This window comes from Microbacterium sp. Leaf288 (assembly GCF_001422925.1).
Taxonomy (GTDB): domain Bacteria; phylum Actinomycetota; class Actinomycetes; order Actinomycetales; family Microbacteriaceae; genus Microbacterium.
Genome location: NZ_LMNI01000010.1, coordinates 18,953 through 44,844, shown reverse-complemented (window position 1 = coordinate 44,844; position 25,892 = coordinate 18,953). Strand labels below are relative to the sequence as shown.

General features: G+C 71.3%; 19 protein-coding genes and 1 tRNA gene. 12 read left to right on the top strand and 8 right to left on the bottom strand.

Features of this window, described 5'->3' with window-relative positions:
• Positions 1-58: 58 nt before the first annotated feature.
• The 7 genes from ASF40_RS04345 to ASF40_RS04315 all read left to right on the top strand — a co-directional run bounded on the left by ASF40_RS04345 (position 59) and on the right by ASF40_RS04315 (position 10,637).
• Positions 59-2,668, top strand: coding sequence for a PEP/pyruvate-binding domain-containing protein (locus tag ASF40_RS04345; RefSeq protein ID WP_056367029.1), 2,610 nt, complete (start codon positions 59-61; stop codon positions 2,666-2,668).
• 124 nt (positions 2,669-2,792) lie between these two features.
• Positions 2,793-4,265 (top strand): pyridoxal phosphate-dependent decarboxylase family protein, encoded by a 1,473-nt coding sequence (locus ASF40_RS04340; protein WP_056367028.1) that lies wholly within the window; start codon positions 2,793-2,795, stop codon positions 4,263-4,265.
• Positions 4,262-5,569, top strand: a complete 1,308-nt coding sequence (locus ASF40_RS04335; RefSeq protein ID WP_056367027.1) for a lysine N(6)-hydroxylase/L-ornithine N(5)-oxygenase family protein — start codon at positions 4,262-4,264, stop codon at positions 5,567-5,569. Before ASF40_RS04340 ends, ASF40_RS04335 begins: the two co-directional genes overlap by 4 nt.
• Entirely contained in the window at positions 5,566-6,153 is a 588-nt protein-coding gene (locus tag ASF40_RS04330; protein ID WP_056367026.1) for a GNAT family N-acetyltransferase, read from the top strand. The genes ASF40_RS04335 and ASF40_RS04330 overlap by 4 nt, the downstream gene beginning before the upstream one ends.
• A complete protein-coding gene (locus tag ASF40_RS04325) occupies positions 6,150-7,937 on the top strand; it encodes an IucA/IucC family protein (protein WP_056367025.1) in 1,788 nt (595 codons plus the stop codon). Before ASF40_RS04330 ends, ASF40_RS04325 begins: the two co-directional genes overlap by 4 nt.
• Before the next feature lie 4 nt (positions 7,938-7,941).
• Entirely contained in the window at positions 7,942-10,035 is a 2,094-nt protein-coding gene (locus ASF40_RS04320; protein WP_056367024.1) for a penicillin acylase family protein, read from the top strand.
• Positions 10,032-10,637 (top strand): GNAT family N-acetyltransferase, encoded by a 606-nt coding sequence (locus ASF40_RS04315; protein WP_056367023.1) that lies wholly within the window; start codon positions 10,032-10,034, stop codon positions 10,635-10,637. Before ASF40_RS04320 ends, ASF40_RS04315 begins: the two co-directional genes overlap by 4 nt.
• Positions 10,638-10,640: 3 nt before the next feature.
• Here ASF40_RS04315 and ASF40_RS04310 read toward each other — a convergent pair whose 3' ends face one another.
• Genes ASF40_RS04310 through ASF40_RS04300 form a run of 3 tightly spaced genes read right to left on the bottom strand, consistent with a single transcriptional unit; the run spans position 10,641 to position 16,247 of the window.
• Complete coding sequence (locus tag ASF40_RS04310) at positions 10,641-13,991, bottom strand: ATP-binding protein (RefSeq protein ID WP_056367022.1); 3,351 nt, start codon at positions 13,989-13,991, stop codon at positions 10,641-10,643.
• Positions 13,988-14,782 carry a DUF4194 domain-containing protein gene (locus ASF40_RS04305; RefSeq protein ID WP_056367021.1) on the bottom strand — a complete coding sequence of 265 codons (795 nt, stop codon included), beginning with the start codon at positions 14,780-14,782 and terminating at the stop codon, positions 13,988-13,990. The genes ASF40_RS04310 and ASF40_RS04305 overlap by 4 nt, the downstream gene beginning before the upstream one ends.
• Entirely contained in the window at positions 14,775-16,247 is a 1,473-nt protein-coding gene (locus tag ASF40_RS04300) for a DUF3375 domain-containing protein (protein WP_056367020.1), read from the bottom strand. The genes ASF40_RS04305 and ASF40_RS04300 overlap by 8 nt, the downstream gene beginning before the upstream one ends.
• A 93-nt stretch (positions 16,248-16,340) precedes the next feature.
• Here ASF40_RS04300 and panD point away from each other — a divergent pair, with 93 nt between their 5' ends.
• Together panD and ASF40_RS04290 are read left to right on the top strand one after the other, a co-directional pair.
• On the top strand, positions 16,341-16,727 hold the full coding sequence (panD, locus tag ASF40_RS04295) for an aspartate 1-decarboxylase (protein ID WP_056367019.1): 387 nt from the start codon (positions 16,341-16,343) through the stop codon (positions 16,725-16,727).
• Between the two features lie 143 nt (positions 16,728-16,870).
• Complete coding sequence (locus ASF40_RS04290; protein ID WP_056367018.1) at positions 16,871-19,642, top strand: Ig-like domain repeat protein; 2,772 nt, start codon at positions 16,871-16,873, stop codon at positions 19,640-19,642.
• A gap of 45 nt (positions 19,643-19,687) precedes the next feature.
• Here the strand turns inward: ASF40_RS04290 and ASF40_RS04285 are convergent.
• Positions 19,688-19,764: transfer RNA gene (locus ASF40_RS04285), tRNA-Pro, on the bottom strand.
• Between the two features lie 132 nt (positions 19,765-19,896).
• On the opposite strand from ASF40_RS04285, the gene ASF40_RS04280 reads away from it, so the two are divergent.
• A complete protein-coding gene (locus ASF40_RS04280; protein ID WP_056367017.1) occupies positions 19,897-20,484 on the top strand; it encodes a GNAT family N-acetyltransferase in 588 nt (195 codons plus the stop codon).
• 10 nt (positions 20,485-20,494) lie between these two features.
• On the opposite strand, the gene ASF40_RS04275 is transcribed toward ASF40_RS04280, so the two are convergent.
• Positions 20,495-21,673, bottom strand: a complete 1,179-nt coding sequence (locus ASF40_RS04275) for a low temperature requirement protein A (RefSeq protein WP_200919430.1) — start codon at positions 21,671-21,673, stop codon at positions 20,495-20,497.
• A gap of 37 nt (positions 21,674-21,710) precedes the next feature.
• Between ASF40_RS04275 and ASF40_RS04270 the strand changes: the two genes are divergently transcribed.
• Together ASF40_RS04270 and ASF40_RS04265 are read left to right on the top strand one after the other, a co-directional pair.
• On the top strand, positions 21,711-22,388 hold the full coding sequence (locus tag ASF40_RS04270) for a lysoplasmalogenase (protein ID WP_056367016.1): 678 nt from the start codon (positions 21,711-21,713) through the stop codon (positions 22,386-22,388).
• Positions 22,385-22,768, top strand: coding sequence for an RNA-binding S4 domain-containing protein (locus tag ASF40_RS04265; protein WP_056367015.1), 384 nt, complete (start codon positions 22,385-22,387; stop codon positions 22,766-22,768). Before ASF40_RS04270 ends, ASF40_RS04265 begins: the two co-directional genes overlap by 4 nt.
• Here the strand turns inward: ASF40_RS04265 and ASF40_RS04260 are convergent.
• From ASF40_RS04260 to ASF40_RS21050, 3 genes are all read right to left on the bottom strand, one after another.
• Positions 22,683-23,057: a hypothetical protein gene (locus ASF40_RS04260; protein WP_056367014.1), complete on the bottom strand. Its 375-nt coding sequence runs from the start codon at positions 23,055-23,057 to the stop codon at positions 22,683-22,685. The two genes, ASF40_RS04265 and ASF40_RS04260, sit on opposite strands and share 86 nt — an antisense overlap.
• A 117-nt stretch (positions 23,058-23,174) precedes the next feature.
• Positions 23,175-24,797, bottom strand: a complete 1,623-nt coding sequence (locus ASF40_RS04255) for a LuxR family transcriptional regulator (RefSeq protein WP_056367013.1) — start codon at positions 24,795-24,797, stop codon at positions 23,175-23,177.
• Positions 24,794-25,738, bottom strand: a complete 945-nt coding sequence (locus ASF40_RS21050) for a hypothetical protein (protein WP_056367012.1) — start codon at positions 25,736-25,738, stop codon at positions 24,794-24,796. Before ASF40_RS21050 ends, ASF40_RS04255 begins: the two co-directional genes overlap by 4 nt.
• Between the last annotated feature and the right edge of the window lie 154 nt (positions 25,739-25,892).

Genomic DNA, 25,892 nt, shown 5'->3' with positions numbered 1-25,892 from the left:
GTGCGATTCTGCACCTGAGCCCACGAGCGTGGGCCGACCTGGCCGATAGGACGACACCATGGCCGCGTCCAGCCCCGCACCGCACGGCGGCTTCGTGGTCGACCTCGCGGAACTGTCGGCCGATGACCTCGCGACCGTCGGCGGCAAGGCGGCGAACCTCGGCGAGCTGATCCGCGCGGGCTTCGACGTGCCGCCGGGCTTCTGCGTCACCACCGCGGCCTACCGGCGCGCGGTCCGCGGCTCGGCAGTCGAGTCCGGGACGATCACGGATGCCGCGTCCGCGCGTACGGCCGTGCTCGAGGCGCCGTTCCCCTACGAGGTGGCCCACGCGGTGCGAGAGGCGTACGACCGGCTGGAGCCGGGGGCCGGTGCCGTCGCCGTACGATCGTCGGCGACCGCGGAGGACCTGCCGGGTGCGAGCTTCGCCGGCCAGCAGGACACCTACCTCAACGTGGCCGGCATCGACGACGTGCTGGATGCGGTCCACCGCTGCTGGGCGTCGCTGTGGACCGACCGCGCGGTCGCGTACCGCACCGCGCAGGACATCGACGGCGCGGGAGTCGCCCTGGCAGTCGTCGTGCAGCGGATGGTCGATGCCGAGTCCGCGGGCGTGCTGTTCACGGCCGACCCGGTGACCGGCCGCCGCCGCCAGGCGGTGCTCGACGCGGCGCGCGGTCTCGGCGAGGCGGTCGTGTCGGGTTCGGTCGACCCGGACCACTTCGTCATCGACACGGCGACCGGGCGGATCCTCGATCGGCGACCCGGCGGTGAGGCCGATCAGCCGGCGAGCGTCGCCGACGCGCAGGTGCGTGCGCTCGCCGCGCTCGGAGACCGAGTGGAACGCGCGTTCGGCAGCCCGCAGGACATCGAGTGGGCGATCGACGGCGACGGGCACGCCTGGCTCACCCAATCGCGGCCGGTCACCACCCTGTTCCCTGTGCCCGTGCGCGACGCGCGGCTGCCCGCCGGCGACACCCGCGTCTACTTCTGCGTCAGCCTCGCGCAGGGGCTCCATCGGCCGATCACGCCGATGGGCGTCGCCGCCTTCCGGGTGATCGGCTCCGGCTTCCTCGACCTCATCGGCCGCCGTCCCGCCCGGATCTCCGACGGACCCGGCGCCTTCGCGATCGGCGGCGACCGCATCTTCGTCGACGCGACGCCCGTCGTGCGATCGGCGGTCGGCCGAGAGATCTTCCCGCGGGCGCTCGACGTGATGGAAGCACGGTCCGCCGTGGTCCTGAGAGGGCTGTTCGACGACCCGCGGTTCACGGTGCTTCCACGGTCGCGGCGACGCTTCGCGCGCGGCTTCCTGCACCTCGCCGCGCGCATCCGGCTGCCGTTGCTCGTCGGACAGGCGCTCTTCAGCCCTGCTGCCGCCCAGCGGCGGGTGCAGCGGCTCGCCGCGGAGGTGCGGGCGCGCGACCTCCCCTCCGGCAGCGACATCCCGACCCGCGTCGACGGGGTCGTCGATCTGCTCTTCCGCGCGATGCCCCTGGCGCCCCGGAGCCTGCCCGGCGCCGTCGTCGGATTCGGCATGCTCGGGCTCGCCGGCCGACTGCTGCGCGGCTCCACGCAGCCGGGAGATCTGCAGACCGTGCTCCGCAGCGTGCCCGACAACGTCACCACCCAGATGGATCTCGAACTGTGGGACGTCGCGGTGCGGGCGCGGCGCGACGCCGAGTCGGCTGCGGCGCTGCGCACCCGCGACGCCGAAGACCTCGCGGACGCCTACCTCGCGGGCGCGTTGCCGGCCGTCCTGCAGCGCGTGATGGCGAACTTCCTCGCCCGCTACGGCCACCGCGCCGTCGCCGAGATCGACCTCGGCATGCCGCGCTGGGCTGAAGACCCCGCGCACCTCTTCGGCGTGCTGTCGGGATACCTCCGCCTCGATACGGATGCGGCGACCCCCGCGCAGCACTTCGCCGCCGGTGCGCGCGACGCCGAGGCGATGATCGACACCCTCGTCGGTCGCGCGCGTGAGCGCAGCCGGGCTCGCGCCGCCGCCGTCGGGTTCTGCCTCCGGAGGGCTCGAGCGCTCGTCGGCATGCGCGAGATGCCGAAGTTCCTCATGATCATCGCGATGCGCCGGGCACGAGCGGAGCTGGCCGCCATCGGCATCGAACTCGCCGCCGCGGGCCGGATCGCGGCCCCTGCCGACGTGTTCTTCCTCGACTTCGACGAGACGAAGCGTGCCGCGGCCGGAACGGACATGCGCGAGACGGTCCGTGAGCGCAGAGACCGGTACGACGCCGAGCTCCGCCGGCGGCACGTGCCGCGCATGCTGCTGTCCGACGGCACGGAACCGGAGGCCGTCGGCGCCGGCTCCGCCGCGGATCAGCCCGGGGCGCTGCGTGGCACTCCGGCGTCGGCCGGGACCGTCACCGCCCCCGCGCGCGTCATCATCGACCCGGTCGGGGCGCGCCTCGAGCCCGGCGAGATCCTCGTCGCCCCCTCGACCGATCCAGGCTGGACCCCGCTGTTCCTCACCGCGGGCGGGCTCGTCATGGAGATGGGCGGCGCCAACAGCCACGGGGCCGTCGTCGCACGGGAGTACGGCATCCCCGCGGTCGTCGGAGTCCCGCGCGCGACCGAGACGATCACCACGGGGGTCCACGTGACCGTCGACGGGGCAGCGGGCGTGGTGACGATTCCGCAACCGGCGGCCTGACGCCACCCGCGTGTTCTTGGCTGCAGTCCATGAAGACCGGGGGAACTGTTACGCCCGCACATTGACACACGCTCCGAGATCGACTTAGTTAGGCGAGGCAACCCTAACAAAGGAGCTCTCCCCCGTGCTCGATCTGCTCACGCGCCCCACCGCCGACGCTTACCGCGACCTCATCGCACAGACCTCGGCGCAGGTCGCCGACCGGTTCGAGACGACGACGCAGCCCTTCTCGGGCGCCTCCCGCGCCGATCTGCAGAGGCTCGTCGACGACGTGCCCCTCGACGGCGACGGCGTGGGATCTTCGCAGGCCGTCCGTGAGATCGATCAGCTGTTCCTCGAGCACGCCGTGTGGTTCCACCACCCCGCTTACGCCGCCCACCTCAACTGCCCGGTCGCGCTGCCCGCGGTCGCTGCCGAGACCGTCCTCGCGGCGGTCAACACGTCGGTCGACACGTACGACCAGTCCGCTGTCGGGACGCTCATGGAGCGGCGACTGATCGGGTGGGTCGCTGACCGCGTCGGCTTCACGCACGGCGGCGGTGTCTTCACCTCGGGCGGGACGCAGTCCAACCTCCACGCGCTGCTGCTCGCCCGTGAGGCGGCGCTGGCCGCCACTGCCCTGCCGCGCCCGCGCGCGCTCTCCCGGCTCGTGGTCTTCGCGACGGCATCGAGCCACTTCAGCGTCGGCAAGTCCGCACTCCTGCTCGGTCTCGCCGACGACGCGGTCATCGAGGTCCCCGGCGACGGGGAGGGACGGATGGATGCCGCGGCCCTGGCACTCGCGCTGCGCGAGGCCGCAGCATCCGGTCGCCTTCCGATGGCCGTCGTGGCGACCGCCGGTACGACCGACCGCGGCGTGATCGACCCGGTCGCCGCGATCGCGGACGTCTGCCAGGAGCACGCCGTGTGGCTGCACGTGGACGCGGCCTACGGCTGCGGGCTGCTCGTGTCGCCGCGCCGACGGCACCTGCTCGCGGGCGTCGAGCGCGCACGGTCGGTGACGGTCGACTTCCACAAGAGCTTCTTCCAGCCGGTGTCGTCGAGCGCGATCCTGGTGCGGGAGCCCCGCGATCTCGCGGCGGGCGCGTGGCACGCGGACTATCTCAACCCACTCGAGAACGACGAGCCGAACCAGGTCGACGTGTCGCTGCAGACCACACGCCGGTTCGATGCGCTCAAGCTCTGGGTCACGCTTCGCGCGCTCGGCGCCGACCGGATCGGCGAGATGTTCGACACGGTCATCGACCTCGCGGCGGCGGTAGGCGATGAGATCGCGGCGGATCCCCAGCTCGAGCTCGTCGGCCGGACGCAGCTCAGCACCGTGTTGTTCCGCGTGCGCCCCGAGGGCGTCGACGACCTGGCGCGGGATGCCCTCGTGGCGGGCATCCGGCGCGTGCTGTTCGAGTCGGGCCGGGCGCTCGTCGCGAAGACCGTGATCGACGGGCGACCGTGCCTCAAGCTGACGCTGCTCAATCCCGAGACCACCCTCGACGACATCCGTCAGATCCTCGCGATGGTGAAGGATGCCGCCACCACCCTCGCCGGCATCGCGCCCGAGTTCGACGAGGCTCTCGCGGGTGCGGAGGCGTCCGCATGAGCGCGCACGTGCACGACATCGTCGGAGTCGGAATCGGCCCGTTCAACCTCGGGCTGGCGTGCCTCGCCGAGCCGACCGGGCTGGACGCGGTCTTCCTCGATCGCGCCGACGGGTTCCGCTGGCATCACGGCATGATGATCGAGGGCGCCACCATTCAGGTGCCGTTCCTCGCCGACCTCGTGACGATGGCCGACCCGACCTCGCCGTTCTCGTTCGTCAACTGGCTCAAGCAGACCGGCCGCCTCTACCCCTTCTACATCCGCGAGAGCTTCTACGCCCTGCGCACCGAGTACGACGCGTACTGCCGATGGGCCGCCGCGCAGCTGCCGAATCTGCGCTGGAACCAGGAGGTGATCGCCGTCGAGCACGACCCCGCCGACGACACCTACATCGTGCGCGCGATGCGCACCGATACCGGTGAGGAGCGCGAGCTGCGCGCGCGGCACGTCGTGCTCGGAGTCGGCACGCAGCCCGTCATCCCCGCGGCCCTTCGCGGGCTCGAGGGCCCCGTGATCCACAGCTCGCAGTACCTGGATCAGCGCGACGCGCTGCGCGCGTCGGGTTCCATCACGGTGGTCGGCAGCGGCCAGTCCGCGGCGGAGATCTACCGCGATCTGCTCGAGGGCACGCGGGACGGCGGCTACCGGCTCGACTGGATCACCCGCTCGCCCCGGTTCTTCCCGATGGAGTACACCAAGCTCACGCTCGAGATGACGTCGCCGGAGTACACCGATCACTTCCACGCGCTGCCGATAGGCATCCGTCAGCACCTGGGGCGCGAACAGCGGAGTCTCTACAAGGGCATCTCGGCCGACCTGATCGACGACATCTACGACACCCTCTACCGGTTGAGCGCCGACGGCCCGGTGCCGACCACGCTGATGACCGACACCGAGGTGACGTCCGCCGAATGGGACGGCTCACGGTACCGCCTGCAGCTGCGCCACGCGCAGGTGGATCGCGAGCACGAACGCGAGACCGCGTCGCTCGTGCTCGCCACCGGCTACGCCGCGCAGACGCCACCCTTCCTGGAGCCGATCGCCCACCGCCTCGACCACGACATGCTCGGCCGTCTCGCGGTGGCGCGCGACTACAGCGTCGACGGCGGCCGCGTGTTCGTGCAGAACGGCGAGGAGCACACCCACGGCCTCACCGCGCCCGACCTCGGCTTCGGCGCGTGGCGCAACTCGTCGATCCTCTCGTCGATCATCGGCCGCGAGGTGTACCCGATCGAGCGGCGCATCGCCTTCCAGGACTTCGGGGTACCGGCCGACGTGCCCGCGACCGTCGGGGCCGCCCGATGACGCTCGCGACCTCGATCGTCCCCGCCGACCCGCAGCGCGACGCCCCGGCGCTGCAGCGGTGGCTCGCCGACCCGCACGCCGCGTTCTGGGGCATGGGCGACCTCGACGTCGGCGCCGTGCGCGACTACCTCTCGGACGTCACGGCAGATCCGCATCAGCAGGCCTGGCTCGGCCTGGTCGACCGCGTCCCCACCTTCTTCGCCGAGACGTACGACCCGGCGCAGGTGCTGCTGCGCGGCATCCATGATCCGCTCCCCGGCGATCTCGGCATGCACGTGCTCATCGCTCCGCCCGAAGGCGCGCCCCGCCACGGCCTCACCGACGCGGTCTTCGCCGCGGTCATGACGTGGTGCTTCGACGAACTCGGCGCGCAGCGCGTCGTCGTCGAGCCCGACGCCCGCAACGACCGCATCCGGTGCAAGAACCTCCGCGCCGGCTTCACCGAGCTGCGCTTCGTCTCGGTCGACGACGGCGACCACACCAAGACCGCGGTGCTCTCCGTCTGCACGCGCGACGACTACGCCCGCTCCGAACTCGCCGCCGTCGCGGCGCCCGCACTCGCACGAACAGGGATCCCCGCATGACCGCCCCCGCCACTCATCTCTCCCCCGCGCACCTCGCCGACGCCCAGCGCCACCTGGTCGCCAAGGCGATCGCCGAGTTCAGCCACGAGCGACTTCTCGCGCCCGAGGCGATCCCGGACGGCTGGCGGGTCGTCGTGCCGGACGCCGACGTCGAGTACCGGTTCGCGGCGGTCCGCACCGAGCTCGAGCACTGGGTCCTCGACGAGGCGAGCCTGCACCGGCTCGTGGCCGGCGAGCCCGCCGACCTCGACGCGCAGGCGCTCATCCTCGAGCTGCAGCCGGTGCTCGGCCTGTCCGACGCACTGCTGCCGATCTACCTCGAAGAGATCGCGTCCACTCTGGCGAGCGCGGCGTTCAAGGTCGCGCACGGCGGGCCGTCGGCCGACGACCTGCTCGGGGCCGACTTCCAGACGATCGAGTCCGCGATGACCGAGGGGCACCCCGGGTTCGTCGCGAACAACGGCCGCATCGGCTTCGGCGTCTCGGCGCACGCCGCCTACTCCCCCGAAGCCGGTCGGCCGTTCCGCCTGGTGTGGCTCGCCGCGCGGCGTTCGACATCGCATCTGGCGCTCGGCGCCGGCCTGGACGAGGCATCCCTCCTCTCCGGCGAGCTCTCCCCCGCCGAGCACGCGCGCTTCGCGGATCGGCTGACCGAGCTCGGCGAGACCCGCGCCCACTACCACCTGCTGCCGGTGCACCCGTGGCAGTGGGAGAACCGCATCGCGATCACGTTCGCGCCCGACATCGCGCGCCGCGATCTCGTGCTGATCGGCGAGAGCGACGACGAGTACCGCGCGCAGCAGTCGGTGCGCACGATGTTCAACGCGACGCACCCCGAGCGCCACTACGTCAAGACGGCGCTGGCGGTGCAGAACATGGGGTTCCTGCGCGGACTGTCGCCCGCCTACATGCGCGTGACGCCCGCCATCAACGACTGGGTCGCCGAGCTCGTGGCCGGCGACGCGACGCTTCGTGACTCGGGCTTCCGCGTGCTGCGCGAGCGCGCCTCGATCGGGTACACCGGCGACGCGTACCACCGCACGCCGGCGCCGTCGGCCCACCGCAAGATGCTCGCCGCCCTCTGGCGCGAGAGCCCCGTACCGCTGATCGCGCCGGGCGAACGGCTCGCGACCATGGCGTCGCTGCTGCATCGCGACGCGCGGGGGCACTCGTACGCGACGGCGCTGGTGCGGGAGTCGGGCATCGAGGCGACGACATGGGTGCGCGCCTACCTGAGGGCTTACCTGCGTCCGCTCGTGCACTGCCTGCTCGCGCACGACCTCGCCTTCATGCCGCACGGCGAGAACCTCATCCTCATCCTGGAGGACCACGTTCCCACCGGCGTGTTCATGAAGGACATCGGCGAAGAGGTGGCCTTGCTCGCCGACCGGACCGTGCCGGAGGACGTGCGCCGCATCGTCTCGCCGGTCGACGACGAGGAGAAGGCGCTCGCGATCTTCACCGACGTGTTCGACGGCGTGCTGCGGCACCTCGCCGGCATCCTCCACGCCGACGGCACGCTGCCCGAGAACGCGTTCTGGCGGATCGCCGCCGAGATCATCGACGAGCACGAGGCGCAGCATCCGTGGATCGACTCGCGCGTGGATCTGCGCGCCGATGCGTTCGCGCACTCGTGCCTCAACCGCCTGCAGCTGCGCAACACGCTGCAGATGGTGGATCTCGCGAACCAGTCCGCGTCGCTGATGTACGCGGGCACACTGTCGAACCCGGTCGCGCGTTCGCGCGTGGGCTCGGTCGCGCTGCGGGAGCCTGTGGGAGTCTGACGACATGGCGGAGGTCTATCGCGACGGCCTCGGCATCCCTCACCTCCGGGCGGCGGACGTGGGCGATCTCGCCGAGGCGCAGGGAGAGGTGACGGCGCGCGACCGTGGCTGGCAGATCGAGGTCGACCGGCTGCGTGCGGCGGGGCGGTTGTCGGAGCTGATCGGCGCGGCCGGCGTGGCGTGGGATGTCTTCGCGCGACGGGCACGGCTCGACGACACCGCGCGCCGAGCGCTGGAGGGGACGGATGCTGAGACCCGCGCGTTCGTCACCCGCTATGCGGTGGGGGTCCGGCGCGGGATGTCGGCGATGGGAGCCGGTGCGACCGAGTTCGCGGCGCTCGACGCCCACTTCGGCGACGAGCGACCCCTGGAACCCTGGGAAGACCACGACCCGCTCGGCGTACTGCACGTCGCGCACGCGCTGTTCTCGACGTTCCCCGTGATGCTGTGGCGCGAGCACGTCGCCGCGACGCTCGGCGACGCATGGGTCGACGTCTTCGCGGGGTACGGCGACGGCGGCGACGAGACCCTGCCGACGTCGGGGAGCAACGCGTGGGCGCTGCACGGCTCGAGGACGGCGAGCGGGCTGCCGCTGCTCGCCGGCGACCCACACCGCATCTTCGAGCTGCCCGGCGTGTACCAGCAGGTGCGGCTCGCGTGCGACGAGTTCGATGTCGTCGGCCTCGCGTTCCCCGGCGTGCCCGGGGCCCCGCACTTCGGGCACACCGGTGACGCCGCGTGGGGCGTGACGAACGCGATGGCGCACGGGGTGGACCTGTTCCGCGAGCGACTGCGCCGCGTGCCGGGCGGCGTGCAGGCGCTCGGCCCGGACGGCTGGCGCGACGTCGACGTCGAGCGCTCGGTGATCCGGGTTCGAGGCGGCGATCCGGTCGACGTCGAGGCGATCGAGACGGAGCGGGGCACGGTCGTGACCGAGCTCCGGGCGGACCGCGACGAGCTCGTCGGGTGGAGCGTGCGCATGCCCGCGCGGACGAACGCCGACCTCGGCGCCGGCGCACTGCTCGGCCTGCTGCGAGCGCGGTCGGCCGGGGATGTCGTGACCGCATTCGGACGATGGGTCGATCCGGTGAACCGCGTGCTCGCCGCCGACCGCGACGGCACGGTGCTCGCCGCGACGGTGGGCGTGACGCCGGATCGCCCGCGCCCCGAGCGTCGACTGCCGTTGCGTGCGGAGGCGGTGGCGGATCGAGCGGGCACGCGCCCACTCGAGGTGACCGACGTGGCGGTGGATGCGAACGAACGCCCCGGCCGCCCGGAGATCGACCTCGGGTGGGCGTACTCGTCGTCCCACCGCGCGGACCGCATCCGGGTCCTGCTCGAGGAACTCCGGCCGGGGTCCGTCGACGACTTCGGGCCCGTGTGGAGCGACACGGCGAGCGGCTCGGCGATCGCGCTGCTGCAGTTCCTGCCGCGGGGGCCACTGCCGCCGCTTGCCGCAGCGGTGCGCGATGCGCTGTGGGAGTGGGACGGACGGATGGACGCAGCATCCGTCTCGGGCGGCATGTTCGCGGCATGGCGAGCCGCGCTCGTGCGGCGCGTCGCCGCACACCCCGCGCTGGCGGCATTGCACACGCCGCACGGCTACGGCGCGGTGTTCGACCCGTGGCTCGGCATCACCGGCCAGGTCGCCGCGGCATTGACGAGGCTGCTCGCACACCCTGCGCTGCGCGACGACGTCGAGCCCCTGGCGGCTGCGGCGCTCGATGACGCCACCGACGCGGACGAGTGGGGCGCGACGCATCGACTGCTTCCGGTGCACCTGCTCGCCGACGTGCGCGGCACGGTCGATCCGGGAGCGGGCCTCGACGTGCCGCTGTCGGGCGACGGCGACACCGTACGGTGCACGGGCTCGACCCCCGGTGTCACCGACCGATCGTGGCGAGGCTCGGTCGCACGATGGGCGTGGGATCTCGCCGACCGGGAGAACAGCCTGTGGAGCGTGCCGTTCGGCGCCGCCGGCGACCCCGCCTCACCCCACTTCGCGGATCAGCTGTCCGCGTGGGCCGAGGTCCGACCCGCGCGGGTCGTGACCGACTGGTCCCGCCTCCGACCCGATGCCCCGACAGGAGCCGTATGACCACCCTCAGCACACAGCGCCTCGTGAGCGGACCCTCCGGAGCCATCGTGCACACGGCCGACGACCCGGTGCTCGGCCGCGTCGAGGTCGCCGTGCTCGATCCCGTCGCCGATCTCGAGGTCATCCACCGCTGGGTCACGGCACCGACCGCCCGATTCTGGGGGCTCGGCGACCTCACGCCCCAGGAGCTGAGCGACCTCTACGCGTACGTCGACTCTCTCTCGACCCACCACGCCTTCCTGATCCGGCGCGAGGGCCTCCCGATCGTGCTGCTGCAGACGTACGAGCCCGAGAACGACCCACTCGGCGAGGTGTATGCCACGGAGCCCGGGGATGTCGGCATCCACTTCCTTCTCGGCGACCGTGGCGCGCCCGTGCGCGGCTTCACCACCCGCGTGGCGCACGTGATCGCTGGTTTCCTCTTCTCCCAGCCGGCCGTGGACCGCATCGTGATCGAGCCCGACGTCGGCAACGACCGCGCCGTCGCACGTGCTCGTCTCTTCGGGTTCGCGCTCGGACCGCAGGTCGAGCTGCCCGGCAAGTCGGGGCAGCTCGCGTTCCTCACGCGAGAGGCGTGGGAGTCGGGCGGCTCGAGGGCGTAAGGGTCAGCCCCGCAGGCCGACCTTGGGCTTCGCCCACGAGCGGCCGCGGGTGTCCTTGAGGATGTCGTACTCGACGTCGACGTGCGGCTCGATGGCGCTGTACTTGTCGTTCGGCGCACCGATCACGAGCTGGAAGCCGAGGCCGCGCCACGCGCCGATCGCGCGCTTGGTGAAGTGCGCGTCGGCCTTGATCAGCGCCTCGTCCATGAACACCGGGGCATAGCGCGGACGCACCGCACCGGCATCGCCGAGCTGATAGCGCAGGGCGGCACCGACGATGAAGGCGATCAGCTCCTGCGACTCGCCGCCGGACTTCTCGCCGATGTGGTCGTACAGGGCGACGTGCTGCTTCGTGACGGCGTCGACCCGCTCCGCGCTCACGCGGACGTGGTTGCGCACGTCGATCAGGTCGCCGAAGTCGGGGGCCGAGCGGCGCATGTGACCGATCAGCTTCGACATCCGCCGGTACACCTGCTCGCGCTCCTCGTCGGTCGACGCCGCCTCGATGAGCGCCCGCACCTCGCGCAGTTCGCGGCGGAAGCGGCGCCGCGCCTCCGACTGGTTCTCGCGCGTCGTGATCTGCAGGCGGTGATCGTCGTCGTAGAACGGCAGGTCCTGCATGATCTCGTTGATCGGCGCGATGCGGTCGCGGATCTCGCGGATGGAGCGGCTCAGCGTCGAGTCGAGGTTGGTGAGGTCGTTGCCCGACAGCTTCAGAAGGCTGTCGCGCCACTCGGCCTCGAGCTCGTGCAGCCCGCTCGTTCGGAGCGCCTCGAGGATGCGCTCGAAGTCCCCGACGGACTCATCCGGGTCGGGCAGCAGGTTCGGGTTCGGCCAGCGCTCGAGGAAGCTCACCATGATCCGCCGCACGCCGTCGCGCTGCTGCTCGAGCGAGTCGGCGGCAGCGCGGCGGTCTTCGGTGAGCCGCTGCGCGGCGGTCGTGAGCGCGGCGACGAAACCGGCCAGCGCGTCCGATGCGCTCGCCGGCCGCGACGTCTCGGTCAGGCGGAAACGGTCGTCGAGGAACGCGATCTGCTCGGGGCGCAGCATCCGTCCCGCGTCTTCTGCGGCATCGATCACCGTCTGGTCCGCGTCGACGTCATCGATGACGTCGCTCCACTGCGACTCGATCTGCTCGCGCTCGACCACGGTGCGCGCGATCTCTTCGCGCAGGCGCGCCGCCTTGCCCTTGGCCGCGGCGATCTGCCCCTGCACGCGGGCGATCTCGGGATTGGATGACGTCACGTCGTCCTGCACGGCGAGCCAACGGTCCCGCTCGGCCGTGACGGCGGCGACGTCGACCTGTTCCCAGGTGAGATCGCGGACCTTGGCGTACACCGCGAAGCGAGCGTCGACGGCGTCCAGCGCGGCATCCGCCCGCGTGCGGTCCTCCGTCGCGCGCTCGAGCCGCGCACGGGCGTCGTCGAGCTGCCGCGCGAGGTCGGCGAGACGCCGGTCGTTGGAGAACCCGAGCACGTTCTCACGGCCGTGGCCGCCGTGCGCACCACGACTGCCCTGCGACATCTGGCCGGTGATCGTGAGCGCCATGCGGTGCTGCGACAGGCCGGCGGCGGAATCGACGCACACGAAGCCGAAGCGGTCGGCGAGACGCTCCCGCAGCCACCCCGTGAACGGCGTGCTCTGGTAGTCCAGGCGGCCGGGCAGCGTGGTCGTGTCGCGCAGGTCCGCCTCGTCGAGTCCGGCGTGGACCCCCTCGTAGCGCAGCCGCACCGGCGTGCGCACGGAGTCGATCGCCGTGCGGAATCGCCCAAGGTGATCCACGTCGATGAGGAGCGTCGTCGCGAAACCGCCCAGTGCGAGGTTGAAGGCCTCGCGCCACGGCTCGAACTCCGTGCGCACCTCGACGAGCTCGCCGACGAACGGCAGGTCCTCGACCTCGATGCCGGCCGCGCGCGCCACGAGCTCGCGCGATTCGTGCAGCGCCCGCGGGATGTTGCCCTGCAGCCCTGTCGTCCGCCGCACCTCTGCCTCCAGCTCGGCGATCTCGCGTGCTGCAGACTTCTCCGCCGAGATCGCCTCGGCGTACTCGGCCCGCACGCCGCCCTTCGCATCGCGGTCGGCGAGGCTCTCACGGGCGCGGTCGATCAGCTCGGCGAACTCGGCCTGCGTGGCCGCGTCCTCGCCGATCGCCCGCAGGTCTGCGTCGAAGCCCGCGCGGCGACTCTGTGTCGCGGTCAGCCGCCGCTCGACCTCGCGCAGCTCCCGCTGGGCGGTCTCGAGGCGATCGCCGCCCGAGAGTCGCAGCACCTCGACCAGACCGTCGCGCTCCGCCTCGGCGGCGTCGGCCAGCGCCCGCTTTTCACGAAGCGCGGTGTCGGCCGCATTCTTGCGGTCGCGCAGCTCGGTCTCGACCTCGCGCAGCATGCCCAGTCGTCGATCGGCGCGCCAGAGCGTCGCCAGCGATGCCGGGTCGGAGAACTCGCCGACCTCGTCGATCAGCCGCACGCGCTCGAGCGCCACCGCGATCTTCTCGCGCAGCTCACGGAGAGGCTCGAGCGCGCTCACCTGCTGGCGCGCCGTCAGCATGCGCGTGCGCGTGCTCTCGAGGCCGTCGAAGTGCGCGACGACGGCGTCGGCAGTGGTCATCGTCTCGGGCTCTTCGAGCACGAGACGCTTGTACAGGTCGTCCACCGTCGTGATCTGCTGGCCGGCCTGGATGCGGGCGAGCAGGCTCATCGCCTTGCCCCCCGCGCCCGCAGCGCCGATCCCGAGCACGGCGTGCAGTCGTGCCGAGAACTCGCGATCGGTGCCCACCGGGTCGAGCCCTGCGTTGCGGAGGGAGAGGTCGGAGAGGCGCAGCGCGGCGGCTTCCTGGAGCGAGCTGAGATCGAACGCCCGGTCCGTCGTCGCGCGGACGCGCACGGTGTCTTCGAGCACACGCGCGCCGGCCGGGATGTACCACGCGCGCACGGCAGTGAAGCGGGACCCGTCGTGGTCGATCCACGTCATCGCGACGGCGGTCCACGTGTCTTCGCCGTCGCCGCGGAGCACGCGCATCTTCGTACCCTCGTCGGTGCGCGACTCGTCGAGCTTGCCGCGTCCGTAGGAGAGGATGTTGCGCTGCTCGTCGCCGCGCGGACGCCCCGTCACTCCCCCGTTGGACGCGCCGTTGAACGGCGTCGTGTGAGGCATCATGAGCGCGATGTACGCGTCCATGAGCGTCGACTTGCCCGAGCCCGACCCGCCGCACAGCAGGGTCGCCTCGGGTGAGAACCGCACGCGGTGCGCGCCGTCGTAGCCACCCCAGTTGACGAGCTGCAGGTCCTCGGCGAGCCACTGCTGCCCGCGCGATGCCGCCGGGATCAGCCCGAACAGCGTGTCGAGCATCGTCACAGCGAGGTCTCCTCGAGGTCGTCTTCGTCGTCTTCGTCGGTCTCGTCGAACACATCGACGGCGGCGACGGATGCTGCGCCCTGCGCGCCCGCCGGATCAGACTGCGTGCGCAGCCAGTCGCGCAGCTCGCGCAGCTTCTCGGCGCTCAGCACGATCTCGACGAGCGGGCTGATGCGGAACCGGCCGGTGGTCTCCTCATCGACGATGCCGTCGCGCGCCAGCCGGTCCATCGCCTTGCGGATCGAGCGCTGCCGGCGGGCGGTGTCGCCGTCGGCATCGACGAAGTAGCTCATGACCGTCTGCTCGACGTCTTCGATGTCGACGCGGGCCGCCGGCTCCCCCGCCGCCGACTCGCGCTGGTAGACCGTGCGCAGGTGCACGAGGACGAGCGTCTCGGAGCGCGTGTACGGGGCATCCCTGAGCAGGATGGGCATCTCGAGCTCGTCGGAGCGCACCTGCTGCTTGTACGCGACGCCGCGGTCGTGGTCGACCACCAGGCGGACGAAGAGGTCGTTGAGGCGCGATTCGAGGAGCTGCTGGTTGTCGAGCAGCACCGTCCACTCCTCGCGGTTGCGGTCCGCCAGGAGGAACCGCCGCTGCAGGACGTGCACGAACACGCGCCGCACCGCAGGGTCGAGCACGCCGCGGTCGCCGGGGAAGAGCTCGTCGAGGTCGTCCTCCATCGCCGCGGGCGCGATGAACGCATCGCTCGCGGCAGCGTCCTCGACGGCGATGTCGGTGGCATCGAGATCGCCGGCCTCGAGATCGGCCTGTGTGGCGGTCTCAGTCATGGTCGTGCTCCTTCGCGGTGCGGGCGGTCACGGATCCGAACGCGAACCGTCGCGTCGTCCCGTCGGGGCGCAGGGCTTCGACGACGGACACTTCGCCGCCTTCGCTCATGCCGTTGCGGTGAGCGATCTCGAGAAGGCCCACGAGGTCCACCGGTCGCCGGGCCTCGTCATCGGCCCCCTGGAACGCGTCGCCCAGATCGAACTCGTCGCCGAGGCCGGCGACGTAGGCCTCGAGCTCGGCGTACCGGGGTCCTCCCCACGCGCGGGTGTCAGCATCCGCGAACTGGGCGTCCTCGTCTGCGGCGGTGAGCGGAGCGGGCGCGCCGGGAGGACGGATGTCGCTCACCGACTGCCGCAGGTGGCCGAGGTCTGCCATCGGGAGGCTGCGGAGCGGCTCGACCGGGGCATCGGAGGACGAGCTGCGGGTCCACGTCTGCAGACCCGACATGACGTCGCGGAGCAGATCGTCGACCTGGCGGTCGCGGATCGGGTCGTGGGTGCGGACCTGACCGGTGATGACGCGGGAGGCGCGGCGCTGTGCGGTGAGGACCTCCTCGACGCCGAGCTCGACCCGGCGGCCGATGGCGTCCAACTCCTTGCGCTGCTCGCCGTCCATGAGACGCGTGAACGGCTGCGCGAGCAGCGTGTGCAGCTGCTCGGTGAGGCTGTCGATGCGTTCCGGATCGCCGATCAGGCGCAACGCGCCGGCGAAGGCGCGACCCTCGGCGGTCGACTGCATGACGTGCTGGCCGCGCTGGAGGTACTCGCGCAGCACCTCGCCGGTCGGACGGACGTCACGACGCAGGTCGGCGACGACGTCGCGCTGCATGGCCTTGATGGATTCCGCGACGCGTGTGAAGTCCGCCGGGAGCTCGCGGGCCAGGTGCAGGACGTTCTCGGCCTCTTCGAGGAGCTGCTCGTCGTCGATCGGCTCGGACTGGCCGAGCTCGAGGCGGGCGATCTCGGCGTCGAGCGCATCGCGCTCCTGGATGAGGCGGGCCATCCGGACGGCGGGATCCGTCTCGGCATGATCGGAGAGGCGCTCGACCGCCTCGAGCAGAGTGCGCACGCGCGAGTTCGACACGCGCGTCCGGCCGCCGGCCGTGCGGCCCGTGATCTCGAGCGCGCCCACCGCGTGCGCGGTGAGGCGGTACACCTCGGCGTCACCGTCGATCTGCGGCACGAGCCATCCGACCCGCACCCAGTAGCGGCAGATCTCGCGGGCGGTGCCGACCGGGAGCGTGCGATCGCCCTCGTCGTAGCCTGCGGCACGGAGTTCGTCGAGGATCTCGGCGACCTCGGCGTGCGCATCGGAGATCTCGACCGACGGGCGATCGACCGTGAACACGATCGAGAGGGCCGCGACCACGAAGGGCGCGTAGCGACCGTGGAGAAGGTCGAGGGTGGGGGTTCGGAACGCCGCGAGAGCCCGCAGATATGCCGCTTCGGCACGAGTGTTCCCCATCGGGTCCAGACTACCTGGGGCTGACACGGGACCACGATTCGGGCGGCAACCGATCCTATTATTGGACTCGATCCACTATCCCCAGGAGTTCCCTTGCGTCGCACCCTGCTCAAGTCCAAGATCCACCGCGCAACCGTCACGGGCAGCGACCTGAACTACGTCGGCTCGATCACGATCGACGCCGATCTGCTGGAGGTCGCCGACATCGTCGAGCACGAGCAGGTGCACGTCGTCGACGTGAACAACGGCGCACGATTCGAGACCTACACGATCGCCGGCGAGCGCGGCACCGGAGTGATGCAGATCAACGGCGCCGCCGCGCGCCTCGTCCACACCGGCGACGTCGTCATCGTGATGTCGTATGCACAGTACGAGCGCGAAGAGGTGCTCGAGCACCAGCCCGTCGTCGTCAACATCGACGAGTCGACGCCCGATGCACGGGTGAACAGCGTCGCGCGCGTGCTGACGACTGCGGGCTGACCGCCTCGCCGCCGCTGCGTCGAGGCGGCGACGGACCTGTACAAGCGGACCACGCCGGTCATAGGGTGCCCTCAAGCCCTGTGTCCGTGACCCTCGCCCCACGGCGGTCCAGCGCACCGGATCCCGACGAAGGGGTGCAGAGCATGGTCAGTTCCGAGTCACGGCGAGGCGAGACCTCACGCTCACCATTCCCGCGGCGCGGGGTCGCAGCATCCGTCTCCATCGCCCTTGCGCTGTTCGTCGGCGTCGCCGCGCCGTCCCTGGCGCACGCGGACGGACCGACGACCTTCAGCAACACGACGTCGATCGAGATTCCCCAGGCGGGATCGGCGAACCAGACCGGTCCCGCGACCCCGTATCCGTCGAACATCACGGTGTCGGGTCTGGCAGGGCTCGTCACGAAGGTTCAGGTGGTCTTCCATGGACTCACGCACGGCGCGCTCAACGACGTGGACGCGCTCGTCGTCGCGCCCACCGGGCAGAACCTGGTCGTGATGTCGGACGTCGGCGCGCCGAACACGCTGACGACGTCGAACAACGCGACGCTCACCTTCGACGATTCCGCCGCCGGCGTCGTGCCGAGCGGCAGCGTCCCGACCGGTTCATATCGTCCGAGCAGCGACGGCGGCGCAGACGCCTTCCCTGCGCCCGCGCCCGCTCCATCCGCGCAGACGACTCTCGCGGGAGCATTCACCGGCGTCGCCCCCAACGGCACCTGGCAGCTGTTCATCGTCGACGACACCTCGGGAGATCTGGGGACGATGTCAGGCGGATGGAGCCTCGTCATCACGACCGAGCAGGCCGCGGTGGCGACGACCACCACGGTGACCACGTCGGGCACGCCGTCGAAGACCGGCGACCCGGTGACCTTCACCACGACGGTCACCGCCGGGGGCAGCCCCGTGACGACAGGGAGCGTCTCGTTCACGGCGGACAACGCCGCCCTCGGCCCTGCGGTCGCTCTGAACGCCTCGGGGCAGGCCTCGCTCACGACGACCACTCTCACCGAAGGCACCCACGCGATCCTCGCGACGTACACGGGCAGCACCGGATTCCTGGGGAGCAACGGCTCGGTGTCGCAGCGGGTCGACAACACGACCGTCGTCACCGGGAACACCTTCTGCAACCCGGGGACGCTGACGGTTCCTCAGGCAGGAGCATCCACCCCCTATCCCTCGAACATCACCGTGTCAGGGCTCGCCGGACCGGTCACGAAGGTCACCGCGACCCTCAACGGGATCGCGCACACCGCGCCGATCGACCTCGACGTCATGCTGTCCGGCCCCACGCCGTCGACGAACCTCCTGCTGATGAGCGACGCCGGCGGCATCGCACCCGTGAGCGGCGCGACGATCACCTTCGACGACGCCGCTGCCGGTTCGGTGCCTGCACCGCTCGTCTCCGGCACGTTCCGACCGACTGACCTCGACACAGAGGGCACGGATGCTGCGTTCCCCGCGCCCGCTCCGGCCATCAGCGGGTCGACCACCCTGGCGTCGTTCAACGGCGGCAACGCGAACGGCGTCTGGAGCCTGTGGGTCGTGGACGACGCGAGCGGGGACACCGGATCGATCGGCGGCGGGTGGTGCCTCACGGTCGCGACCGTGAGCGCCACCACGACGGCGCTCACCTCGAGTGTGAACCCGTCCGCCTTCGGCGACGCCGTGACGTTCACCGCGACCGTGACCTCTGGTGGATCGCCCGTCACCGGGGGAACCGTCTCGTTCGCCGACGGAGCGACGCCGCTGGCCTCGAACGTTCCCCTGGACGCCAACGGGATGGTGACGTTCACCACGAGCACGCTCAGTGTGGGCACCCATGGCATCACCGCGACATACTCCGGAACAGCGGCATTCGCCACCAGCGACGACAGCGTGGATCAGGTGGTCGGCCTCGCTTCGACGAGCACCTCCCTCACGTCCAGCCTCAACCCCTCGCTCGTCGGTGGCGCCGTGACGTTCACCGCGACGGTGACCGCCGGCGGGTCGCCCGTCACCGGGGGAACGGTATCGTTCACCGACGCCGGCAGCACGCTCGGCGCCCCCGTCGCGCTCGACGCGAACGGCACCGCGACGCTCACCACCAGCGCCTTGACCGCCGGCACGCACCCCATCACCGCGACGTACTCCGCAACGGCGGCCTACGCCACCAGCAGCGGGAGCGTCGATCAGGAGGTGCGGACCCCCGCGGTCGCGGTAGCGGGCGGACCGTACTCGGTGGCCGAGGGAGACAGTGTGGCCCTGGACGGCACGGGGTCCAGCCCCGGAGCCACATACGAGTGGGATCTCGACGCGGACGGCGACTACAGCGACGCGAGCGGCCTGACGCCCACGCTGACCTGGGATCAACTCGAGGCGGTGGGCATCGACGACGGCCCGTCGAACCACACCATCGCTCTCCGCGTGACGCTCGGTTCGCAGCAGAGCACCGCCACCACCAGCCTGGCGGTCGTCAACACGGCGCCCGACACCGTCGTGACCGGCGCCCTGACCGCGACAGCCGGAACACCGTTCACCATCAAGGTCGGAGCTGACGACCCGTCGTCCGCCGACATGGCGGCGGACTTCACGTACATGGTCGACTGGGGCGACGGCTCGCCGGTCCTGACGGTGGTCGGTCCCGCGGATCCGCCGGTCACGCACACCTACGCGGCGGCCGGAACGTACACGGCGTCGCTGACGTCGACCGACAAGGACGGCGGTATCGGCGAGGCGCTGACGATCGTCGTGGTCGTCGCGGCGGCACCGGTCACGACGCCTCCGGCGACGACGCCGCCGGCCACTCCGCCGGCCACCGGCGGTCTGCCGCCGACCGGTGCGGATCCGTCCGCCGCACTCGCGGCTGCAGGGTTCCTGCTCCTTCTGGGCGCAGGGATGGTCGCGTACGCGAGGCGGCGACACTCGATCCGCTCGTAGGAGACGACGAAAGAGGGTCGACCTTGCGGCCGACCCTCTTTCGATTGGTCGGGATGACAGGATTTGAACCTGCGACCCCTTGACCCCCAGTCAAGTGCGCTACCAAGCTGCGCCACATCCCGTTAGCCCCCGCTTGCGCGCGGACAACTCCCCCATCCTACCCGCTGCGCGGACGCCTCGCGAACCGAGGGACGCCCGGGCGTGGCATCCGTCGATCGCTTGCCGGTGTCGGTGGGGCGCACTAGCGTCGCGACATGGCGAACATCACCATCGAGCCGGCCACCGCAGATCGCTTCGACGACGCGCAGCGCGCCCTGAGCGGCGGAGGTGACGGGCACGGCTGCCAGTGCCAGTGGTGGATGATCACGAACGCCGAGTGGCAGAAGACGTCGCAGGAGCAGCGCGAGTCTCTGCTGCGCGACGAGATCGAGGCGGGTCCCCCTCCCGCCCTCATCGCGTACGTCGACGGCGAACCGGCGGGCTGGGTGCGGATCGGGCCGCGCACGACGCAGGTGCGGATCGGCCGCACGCGCAACTTCACGGATGCAACGCAGGAACCCTGGGACGATGACTCGGTGTGGTCGGTGAGCTGCTTCGTCGTGCGCAAGGAGCACCGCAACCAGGGCCTCAACGCGAAGCTGCTCGACGCGGCGATCGACTACGCGCGCACGAGCGGAGCGCGGGTGATCGAGGCTTATCCGCTCGACCTCGATGCCGGTAAGAAGATCCCCGTCAACGACCTGTTCCATGGTGTGCTGTCGACGTTCGAAGAGGCCGGGTTCCGCGAGGTGGCACGGCCGAAGCCGCACCTCGCGATCGTGTCGCTCGACCTCGCGGGGTGAGCCCGAGACGTCAGTGCACCGGCGTCGGCTCCCGACGCACCCGATCGACCTCGAGCACGACGACGACGCCCACCAGGAGCGCAGCGGCGACGACGTACTCCCCCGACGGCAGCAGGCCGGCCAGCGCGATCAGCACTGCGCCTGCGAGCACGGCCGCCGATGCCCACCGCGACAGCGACGCGCGCAGCAGCACGACCCACGACCCCGCCACCACGATCGCGATCGGCAGGGTCAGTGCGAGGCCCGCGATCGCGTGCGGAATCTCGGTGTGGCCGGTGATCTCGTCGATCTCGACCTCCACACCGGCCGACACGGCGCCGACCGCCGCGAAGATCACGTAGTGCAGGTACCCGAAGCGGAAGCCGGACTTCCGGTCTCCCAGCCGGTGCTGCTGCTCGCGCGAGAAATAGACCCACCAGATGCCGGCGGTGACGACGATGCCCGAGATCGCGAGCGTGACGAGCTCCGGGACGTGCTCCCCCTCGCCGAGCGCGTCGATGATCGCATTCGCCGAGGCGAGGAGGCTCTCGCCGAGCAGCAGCAGCGTGAACAGCCCGTACCGCTCGGCGATGTGGTGCGGGTGCCATGCGGTGCGCCCCGACGCCTCGCCCCACACCGGCACCAGCAGCTCGAGCACGACGAGCACGAAGAACGTCCAGAACTGCGCGACATCGTCCAGCAGGTAGATGCGCGCGACCCAGAGCACCTGCACCACCGTCACGCCGAGAGCCATGCGCAGCGCGGTGCGGCGGGATTCGGGATCGGATGCTGCGGCCCGCAGCCACTGCGCCACCATGGCCAGCCGCATGATGACGTAGCCCCACGTCACCACGAGGAAATCGAACTCCACCATCGCGTCGTGCACTCCGGCCGCGAGGACGAGCACGCCGCCCATCTGAAGGATCGTGAGCACGCGGTAGAGCCAGTCGTCGGTGTCGAACGCCGAGGCGAACCATGTGAAGTTCATCCACGCCCACCAGATCGCGAAGAACACCATCAGGTAGGCGAGCACGCCCTGGCCCACGTGATCCTCGCTGATGAGATGGTGCAGGTTCTGCGAGGCCTGCGACACCGCGACGACGAAGACGAGGTCGAACAAGAGCTCCAGCGGCGTCGACACGCGGTGCGCCGCACCCGTATCGCGTGCGGACATCCGGACGAGGCCCATCCGAGCCAGCACATCGGTCATGCGACGATTATGGTTGCCCTGCGTTTCGAGGAGGATCATGCGTCGGCTCTGGATCGGGTTCGTGCCGTACATCGCGGTGTCGATCGCCCACGTCGCGGCGCTCGCAGTCGGCTCCGACGCCGTCGCCGCGCCCACCAAGCTCGCCCTGATGCCGCTTCTCGGCCTCGCGGTCGTGTGGGGTGCGTGGGGCTCCCGCTGGACGCCCACCCACACGCTGCTCGTCGTCGCCCTCGTGCTCTCGTGGCTCGGCGACGGCGCCGGCACGTTCGTCCCCTGGCTGCCGACGGTGCCGATGATGCTGGTCTTCTTCGGCCTCGCACACCTCTGCTACATCTGGCTGTTCTGGCGGAAGCTCGCCGTGCGCCGCGCCCCGCTCTGGGCCGCCGTCTACGCCGTGTGGTGGGTGGTGCTGCTCGCCGTGCTGTGGCCGCACCTCGGCGGGCTCGCCATCGCGGTGGCGATCTACGGACTGGTGCTCGGCGGCACCGCCTTCGCCGCGTCGCGCTGCCATCCGCTCATCGTGTGGGGCGGAGTCTTCTTCCTCACGTCGGACTCGGTGCTGGCGTTCCGCCTGTTCACTCCCGACGCCATGCCCGACTGGACGAGCCCGCTCGTCATGCTCACCTACTGCCTCGGACAGGGCCTCATCGCGGCGGGCGTACTGGTGAGCGTGCGTGCACGGAACGCCGTCGAGACGCCGGTGGCGACACGATGACGGATGCCTCAGCCTGGGCCGGCAAGTCGGTGCGCGTCGACGCCTGGCTCTGGGCCGTGCGGATCTACAAGACCCGCTCGGCCGCGACGACGGCCTGCCGGGCCGGGCACGTGCGCGTGGGCGGAGAACGGGCGAAGGCGGCGCAGGCGGTGAAGCCCGGGGACGAGGTGCGGGTTCGCATCGACGGGTTCGACCGCATGCTCGTCGTGCGTCAGCCGATCTCCAAGCGCGTCGGCGCACCGCTGGTCGCGACGGCGATGGAGGACCGCACTCCCCCGCGCGATCCCACGCCGATCATGGCGCAGCGCGACCGAGGCGCAGGACGCCCGACCAAGCGCGAGCGCCGCGAGATCGACCGGCTCCGCGGCCGCGAGGAGTGACGGCACCCTCGCGGCGGTTCCGGCGTGAGGCAGCACGCCGCTGCCCGACGCACAGCACCAGCATGATGGCGCACGAGACCAGGTAGAACGTGTGCAGCGCCCAGATCGGACCGATCGGCAGGCTGAACACATACAGCGAGTACACGACGTTCGCCGCGTTGATCATCCCGAGGCTCGACACGCTGTACGACGAGACATCGCGCGTGCGCAGCGCCTTGCCGAGCATCGGCAGGTTGCTGACCGCGAATGCCACGGTCGCGACCGTGCCGGCGATGAGCGGGACGTCCATGGCCCCACCGTAGGTCTCACGCCCCGCAGGCCGCGTCGGACGAACCGCCCATCTTCGGGCCACCGCCCGCATGGGTCATTCTGTGCAGGCGACCGGGCCCGGGCGGCTGCGACGGGATCACACCAGGCCGTTCTCGTAGGCGTAGGCCGTCGCTGCGGCCCTCGTCGACAGGTCCAGCTTGCCGAAGATGTTGGCCAGGTGACGTGCCACGGTCTTCTCGCTGAGGGACAGCTTCGTTCCGATGGCGCGATTCGTCAGGCCGGTCGACACCAGCCGCAGCACCTCCAGCTCGCGCGGTGTGAGGACACCGGTGCGGCGATCGCCCGTCATCTGCGCGAGCTCGGCGACGGCCGGTTCTGCGCCGAGCGCCAGGAATGCCGCGCGGGCCGCCTCGAACTCGGCCTGCGCGGCCGTGGCCTGGCCCAGAGTCTCGAGCGCGCGCCCCGAGAGCACGCGGCTGCGCGCGGCTTCGTACGGCGCACCCACCTGCTCCCACGCGCGCACGGCTCTGCGCGCGGCGTCCACGGCGTCCGTGGCGCGCCCCTCGCTGAGCAGCACCCGCGCGTCGGCGGTCGCCACGGTGGCGTCGAGCATCGGCGTGAGGATGACGCGGTGCGCATCGCGGAGCTCTTCGAGCGCGCGTCGGGCGGCTCCGCAATCGCCGGCAGCGACTTCGATCTCGATGAGCGCGGGCAGCAGATGCCGGCGGGTGACAGGGTCCACTCCCGCCGCGCTCCGGCGGATCTCCTCCTGAGCGCGCCCGGTGCGTCCGAGAGCGAGATTCAGCAAGGACGCACCGGGCTGCGGTTCCCATCCTGATTCCCCCGCCCGCCGGTAGGACTCCTCGGCCGAATGGAATGCGCCGCGGAGGCGCGACAGCTCGGCGAGCTGATACGGCGCGCCCCAGACCGCCCGGTAGTCGCCCGCGCGGAATCGTGACAGGGCGAGCTCCACGGCGGTGGCCGCCTCGGCCCACGCCCCGCGCACGAGGAGGAGCGCAGCTTCGAGCGCGCGGCATTGCCCAGTGAACGCGACCAGCTGGGGCTGCTCGCTGCACCACCGGTCGAGCACCGCCATCCAGGCACGTGCGCGTTCCAGGTCGAAGGCCAGCAGAGCATCGGAGATTGCGGCGCACGAGATCACGCCCGTCGGCAGCGGATCGACCTCGCCTGCGGCGACCGCGGCCATCGCGCGATCCAGGTGCGCGAAGCCCTCCGCTGTGGACCCCGCCTCGATGAGCGACTTGCCGAGGCCGAGCCCTGCGATGGCCGCGAGCTCGGGGTCGTCCTCACGGTCTGCGAGCTCGAGGATCTCCTCGAACGCGTGTACCGCCTCCGCCGCGTTCCCGCTGCCGAGCTGACCGACGGCCGGCGCCAGACGTGCGAAGCCTGCGAGCGAACCGGGTGCGGTCATCGCGCCGACGATCCGCATCGCGCGAGCAGCCCACAGCACGCTGTTCGTGAAGTCGCCCTGTTCGATCAGGTTGAGGGCGAGCCATCCCGCTGCGCGGGCGGCCCCAGCGGTGTCCTCGTCGCTCAGATGCGCCGCGTAGGCGCGGGCGAGTGCGTCGTCGGAGGCGCGCGGTTCACCACGCAGCAGTGCGGCGATGGCGAGCAGCTGCAGATCGGATCCCGCGAGGCCGTCGCGCGCGTCGACGCGCGCGAGCGACTCGAGCGCATCCGCCCAGCGCCGGTCTGCCACGGCCGCGCGGCCGGCGTCGAGGTCGCTGGAGGAGATCATGTCGCTCTCCCGTCGGTCGTCCGCACACCGGCCTTGCGTCGCGGCCGGATCTTGCGCCACCACGTCACGACGGCGAGGCTCCCTGCGCCGATCGCGGTCGCGATGATCACGATGAGCGGCCAGTTCACCTCGAACCAGTACGCGGTGCGGTGCAGCAGCGAGGCCTCGACAGTCACATCGGTTGTGAACGACGCGAGGTTGCGACTGGCGTAGCCCGGATCCCCCGCGGCGTCTTCCACGACGATCGCGGGTCGCAGCTCGAGGCGCAGCTGCTGGTCGACCGGCTCCAGAGCGGTGACCGTCCAGGACCACTCGACGACTCCCTTCGGGCTGAACTCCTGCACGATCCATCCCCCGACCGACTCGGTCGGCTCCTCCGCCACGCTCAGCGCATCGCCGACGGGGGTCAGTCTGGCCGCGACCGTGCACTTCACCAGAACTTCCTCGCTGGCCGCGGCCCCGTCGCCGACGTCGACGACCTCGTCGGCCGGCAGCGGCTCGGAACGGACGTCGAGGGCGGCGTTGTAGTTCACCGCGCCCTCCACGGGCACGGAGAGCTCGCTGGGGTAGTCCACCTTCCCCTCGCGCCACTCCTCGACGCCCTCCTCGCATCGTTCCTGGAAGCGCGCGACCGCTTCGTCGGGTCCGGGCGGGGCTCCGGGCTCCGGCGTCGGCCCCGCCGTCGGCAGGCCGGGCTCGACCTGGCCGCCGCCTTCCGTGGGCTCCGCCGAGGGTTCGGAGCCGGGCTCCCCCTCCCCGTCTCCCTCATCGCCGCCACCGGTCGTCGGCTGCGAGGAGGGCACGGCGGTCGGCTGCGGTCCCGAGTCGGCGCCGTCCGCCGCACATCCGGACAGCAGGAGCACCATGGTCACGGCGAGTGCCGCGCGAGCGCACTCGCCGACGACTCCCGGCTTCGGCTTCCTGCTACCGGCACCGCCCATGGCACGTCCCGTCCCTCCGCGCCGGGCCGATGGTGCATCCACGCAGGGTCCGAAGCGCTCCGTCTCCGGCGTCCCGGCCCTGACGTCATGTGAGAGCCTCCGAGCAGCCGCGGAGATACCGCATCCTCGCGACCGGCCGCGATACCGCAGGTGC

Excerpts from the sequence above, each read along its gene's own strand:
- ASF40_RS04345 (WP_056367029.1), top strand. The coding sequence starts at position 59 with ATGGCCGCGTCCAGCCCCGCACCGCACGGCGGCTTCGTGGTCGACCTC.
- ASF40_RS04335 (WP_056367027.1), top strand. The coding sequence starts at position 4,262 with ATGAGCGCGCACGTGCACGACATCGTCGGAGTCGGAATCGGCCCGTTC.
- ASF40_RS04330 (WP_056367026.1), top strand. The coding sequence starts at position 5,566 with ATGACGCTCGCGACCTCGATCGTCCCCGCCGACCCGCAGCGCGACGCC.
- ASF40_RS04325 (WP_056367025.1), top strand. The coding sequence starts at position 6,150 with ATGACCGCCCCCGCCACTCATCTCTCCCCCGCGCACCTCGCCGACGCC.
- ASF40_RS04320 (WP_056367024.1), top strand. The coding sequence starts at position 7,942 with ATGGCGGAGGTCTATCGCGACGGCCTCGGCATCCCTCACCTCCGGGCG.
- ASF40_RS04315 (WP_056367023.1), top strand. The coding sequence starts at position 10,032 with ATGACCACCCTCAGCACACAGCGCCTCGTGAGCGGACCCTCCGGAGCC.
- ASF40_RS04305 (WP_056367021.1), bottom strand. The coding sequence starts at position 14,782 with ATGACTGAGACCGCCACACAGGCCGATCTCGAGGCCGGCGATCTCGAT.
- ASF40_RS04300 (WP_056367020.1), bottom strand. The coding sequence starts at position 16,247 with ATGGGGAACACTCGTGCCGAAGCGGCATATCTGCGGGCTCTCGCGGCG.
- ASF40_RS04290 (WP_056367018.1), top strand. The coding sequence starts at position 16,871 with ATGGTCAGTTCCGAGTCACGGCGAGGCGAGACCTCACGCTCACCATTC.
- ASF40_RS04280 (WP_056367017.1), top strand. The coding sequence starts at position 19,897 with ATGGCGAACATCACCATCGAGCCGGCCACCGCAGATCGCTTCGACGAC.
- ASF40_RS04275 (WP_200919430.1), bottom strand. The coding sequence starts at position 21,673 with ATGACCGATGTGCTGGCTCGGATGGGCCTCGTCCGGATGTCCGCACGC.
- ASF40_RS04270 (WP_056367016.1), top strand. The coding sequence starts at position 21,711 with ATGCGTCGGCTCTGGATCGGGTTCGTGCCGTACATCGCGGTGTCGATC.
- ASF40_RS04265 (WP_056367015.1), top strand. The coding sequence starts at position 22,385 with ATGACGGATGCCTCAGCCTGGGCCGGCAAGTCGGTGCGCGTCGACGCC.
- ASF40_RS04260 (WP_056367014.1), bottom strand. The coding sequence starts at position 23,057 with ATGGACGTCCCGCTCATCGCCGGCACGGTCGCGACCGTGGCATTCGCG.
- ASF40_RS04255 (WP_056367013.1), bottom strand. The coding sequence starts at position 24,797 with ATGATCTCCTCCAGCGACCTCGACGCCGGCCGCGCGGCCGTGGCAGAC.
- ASF40_RS21050 (WP_056367012.1), bottom strand. The coding sequence starts at position 25,738 with ATGGGCGGTGCCGGTAGCAGGAAGCCGAAGCCGGGAGTCGTCGGCGAG.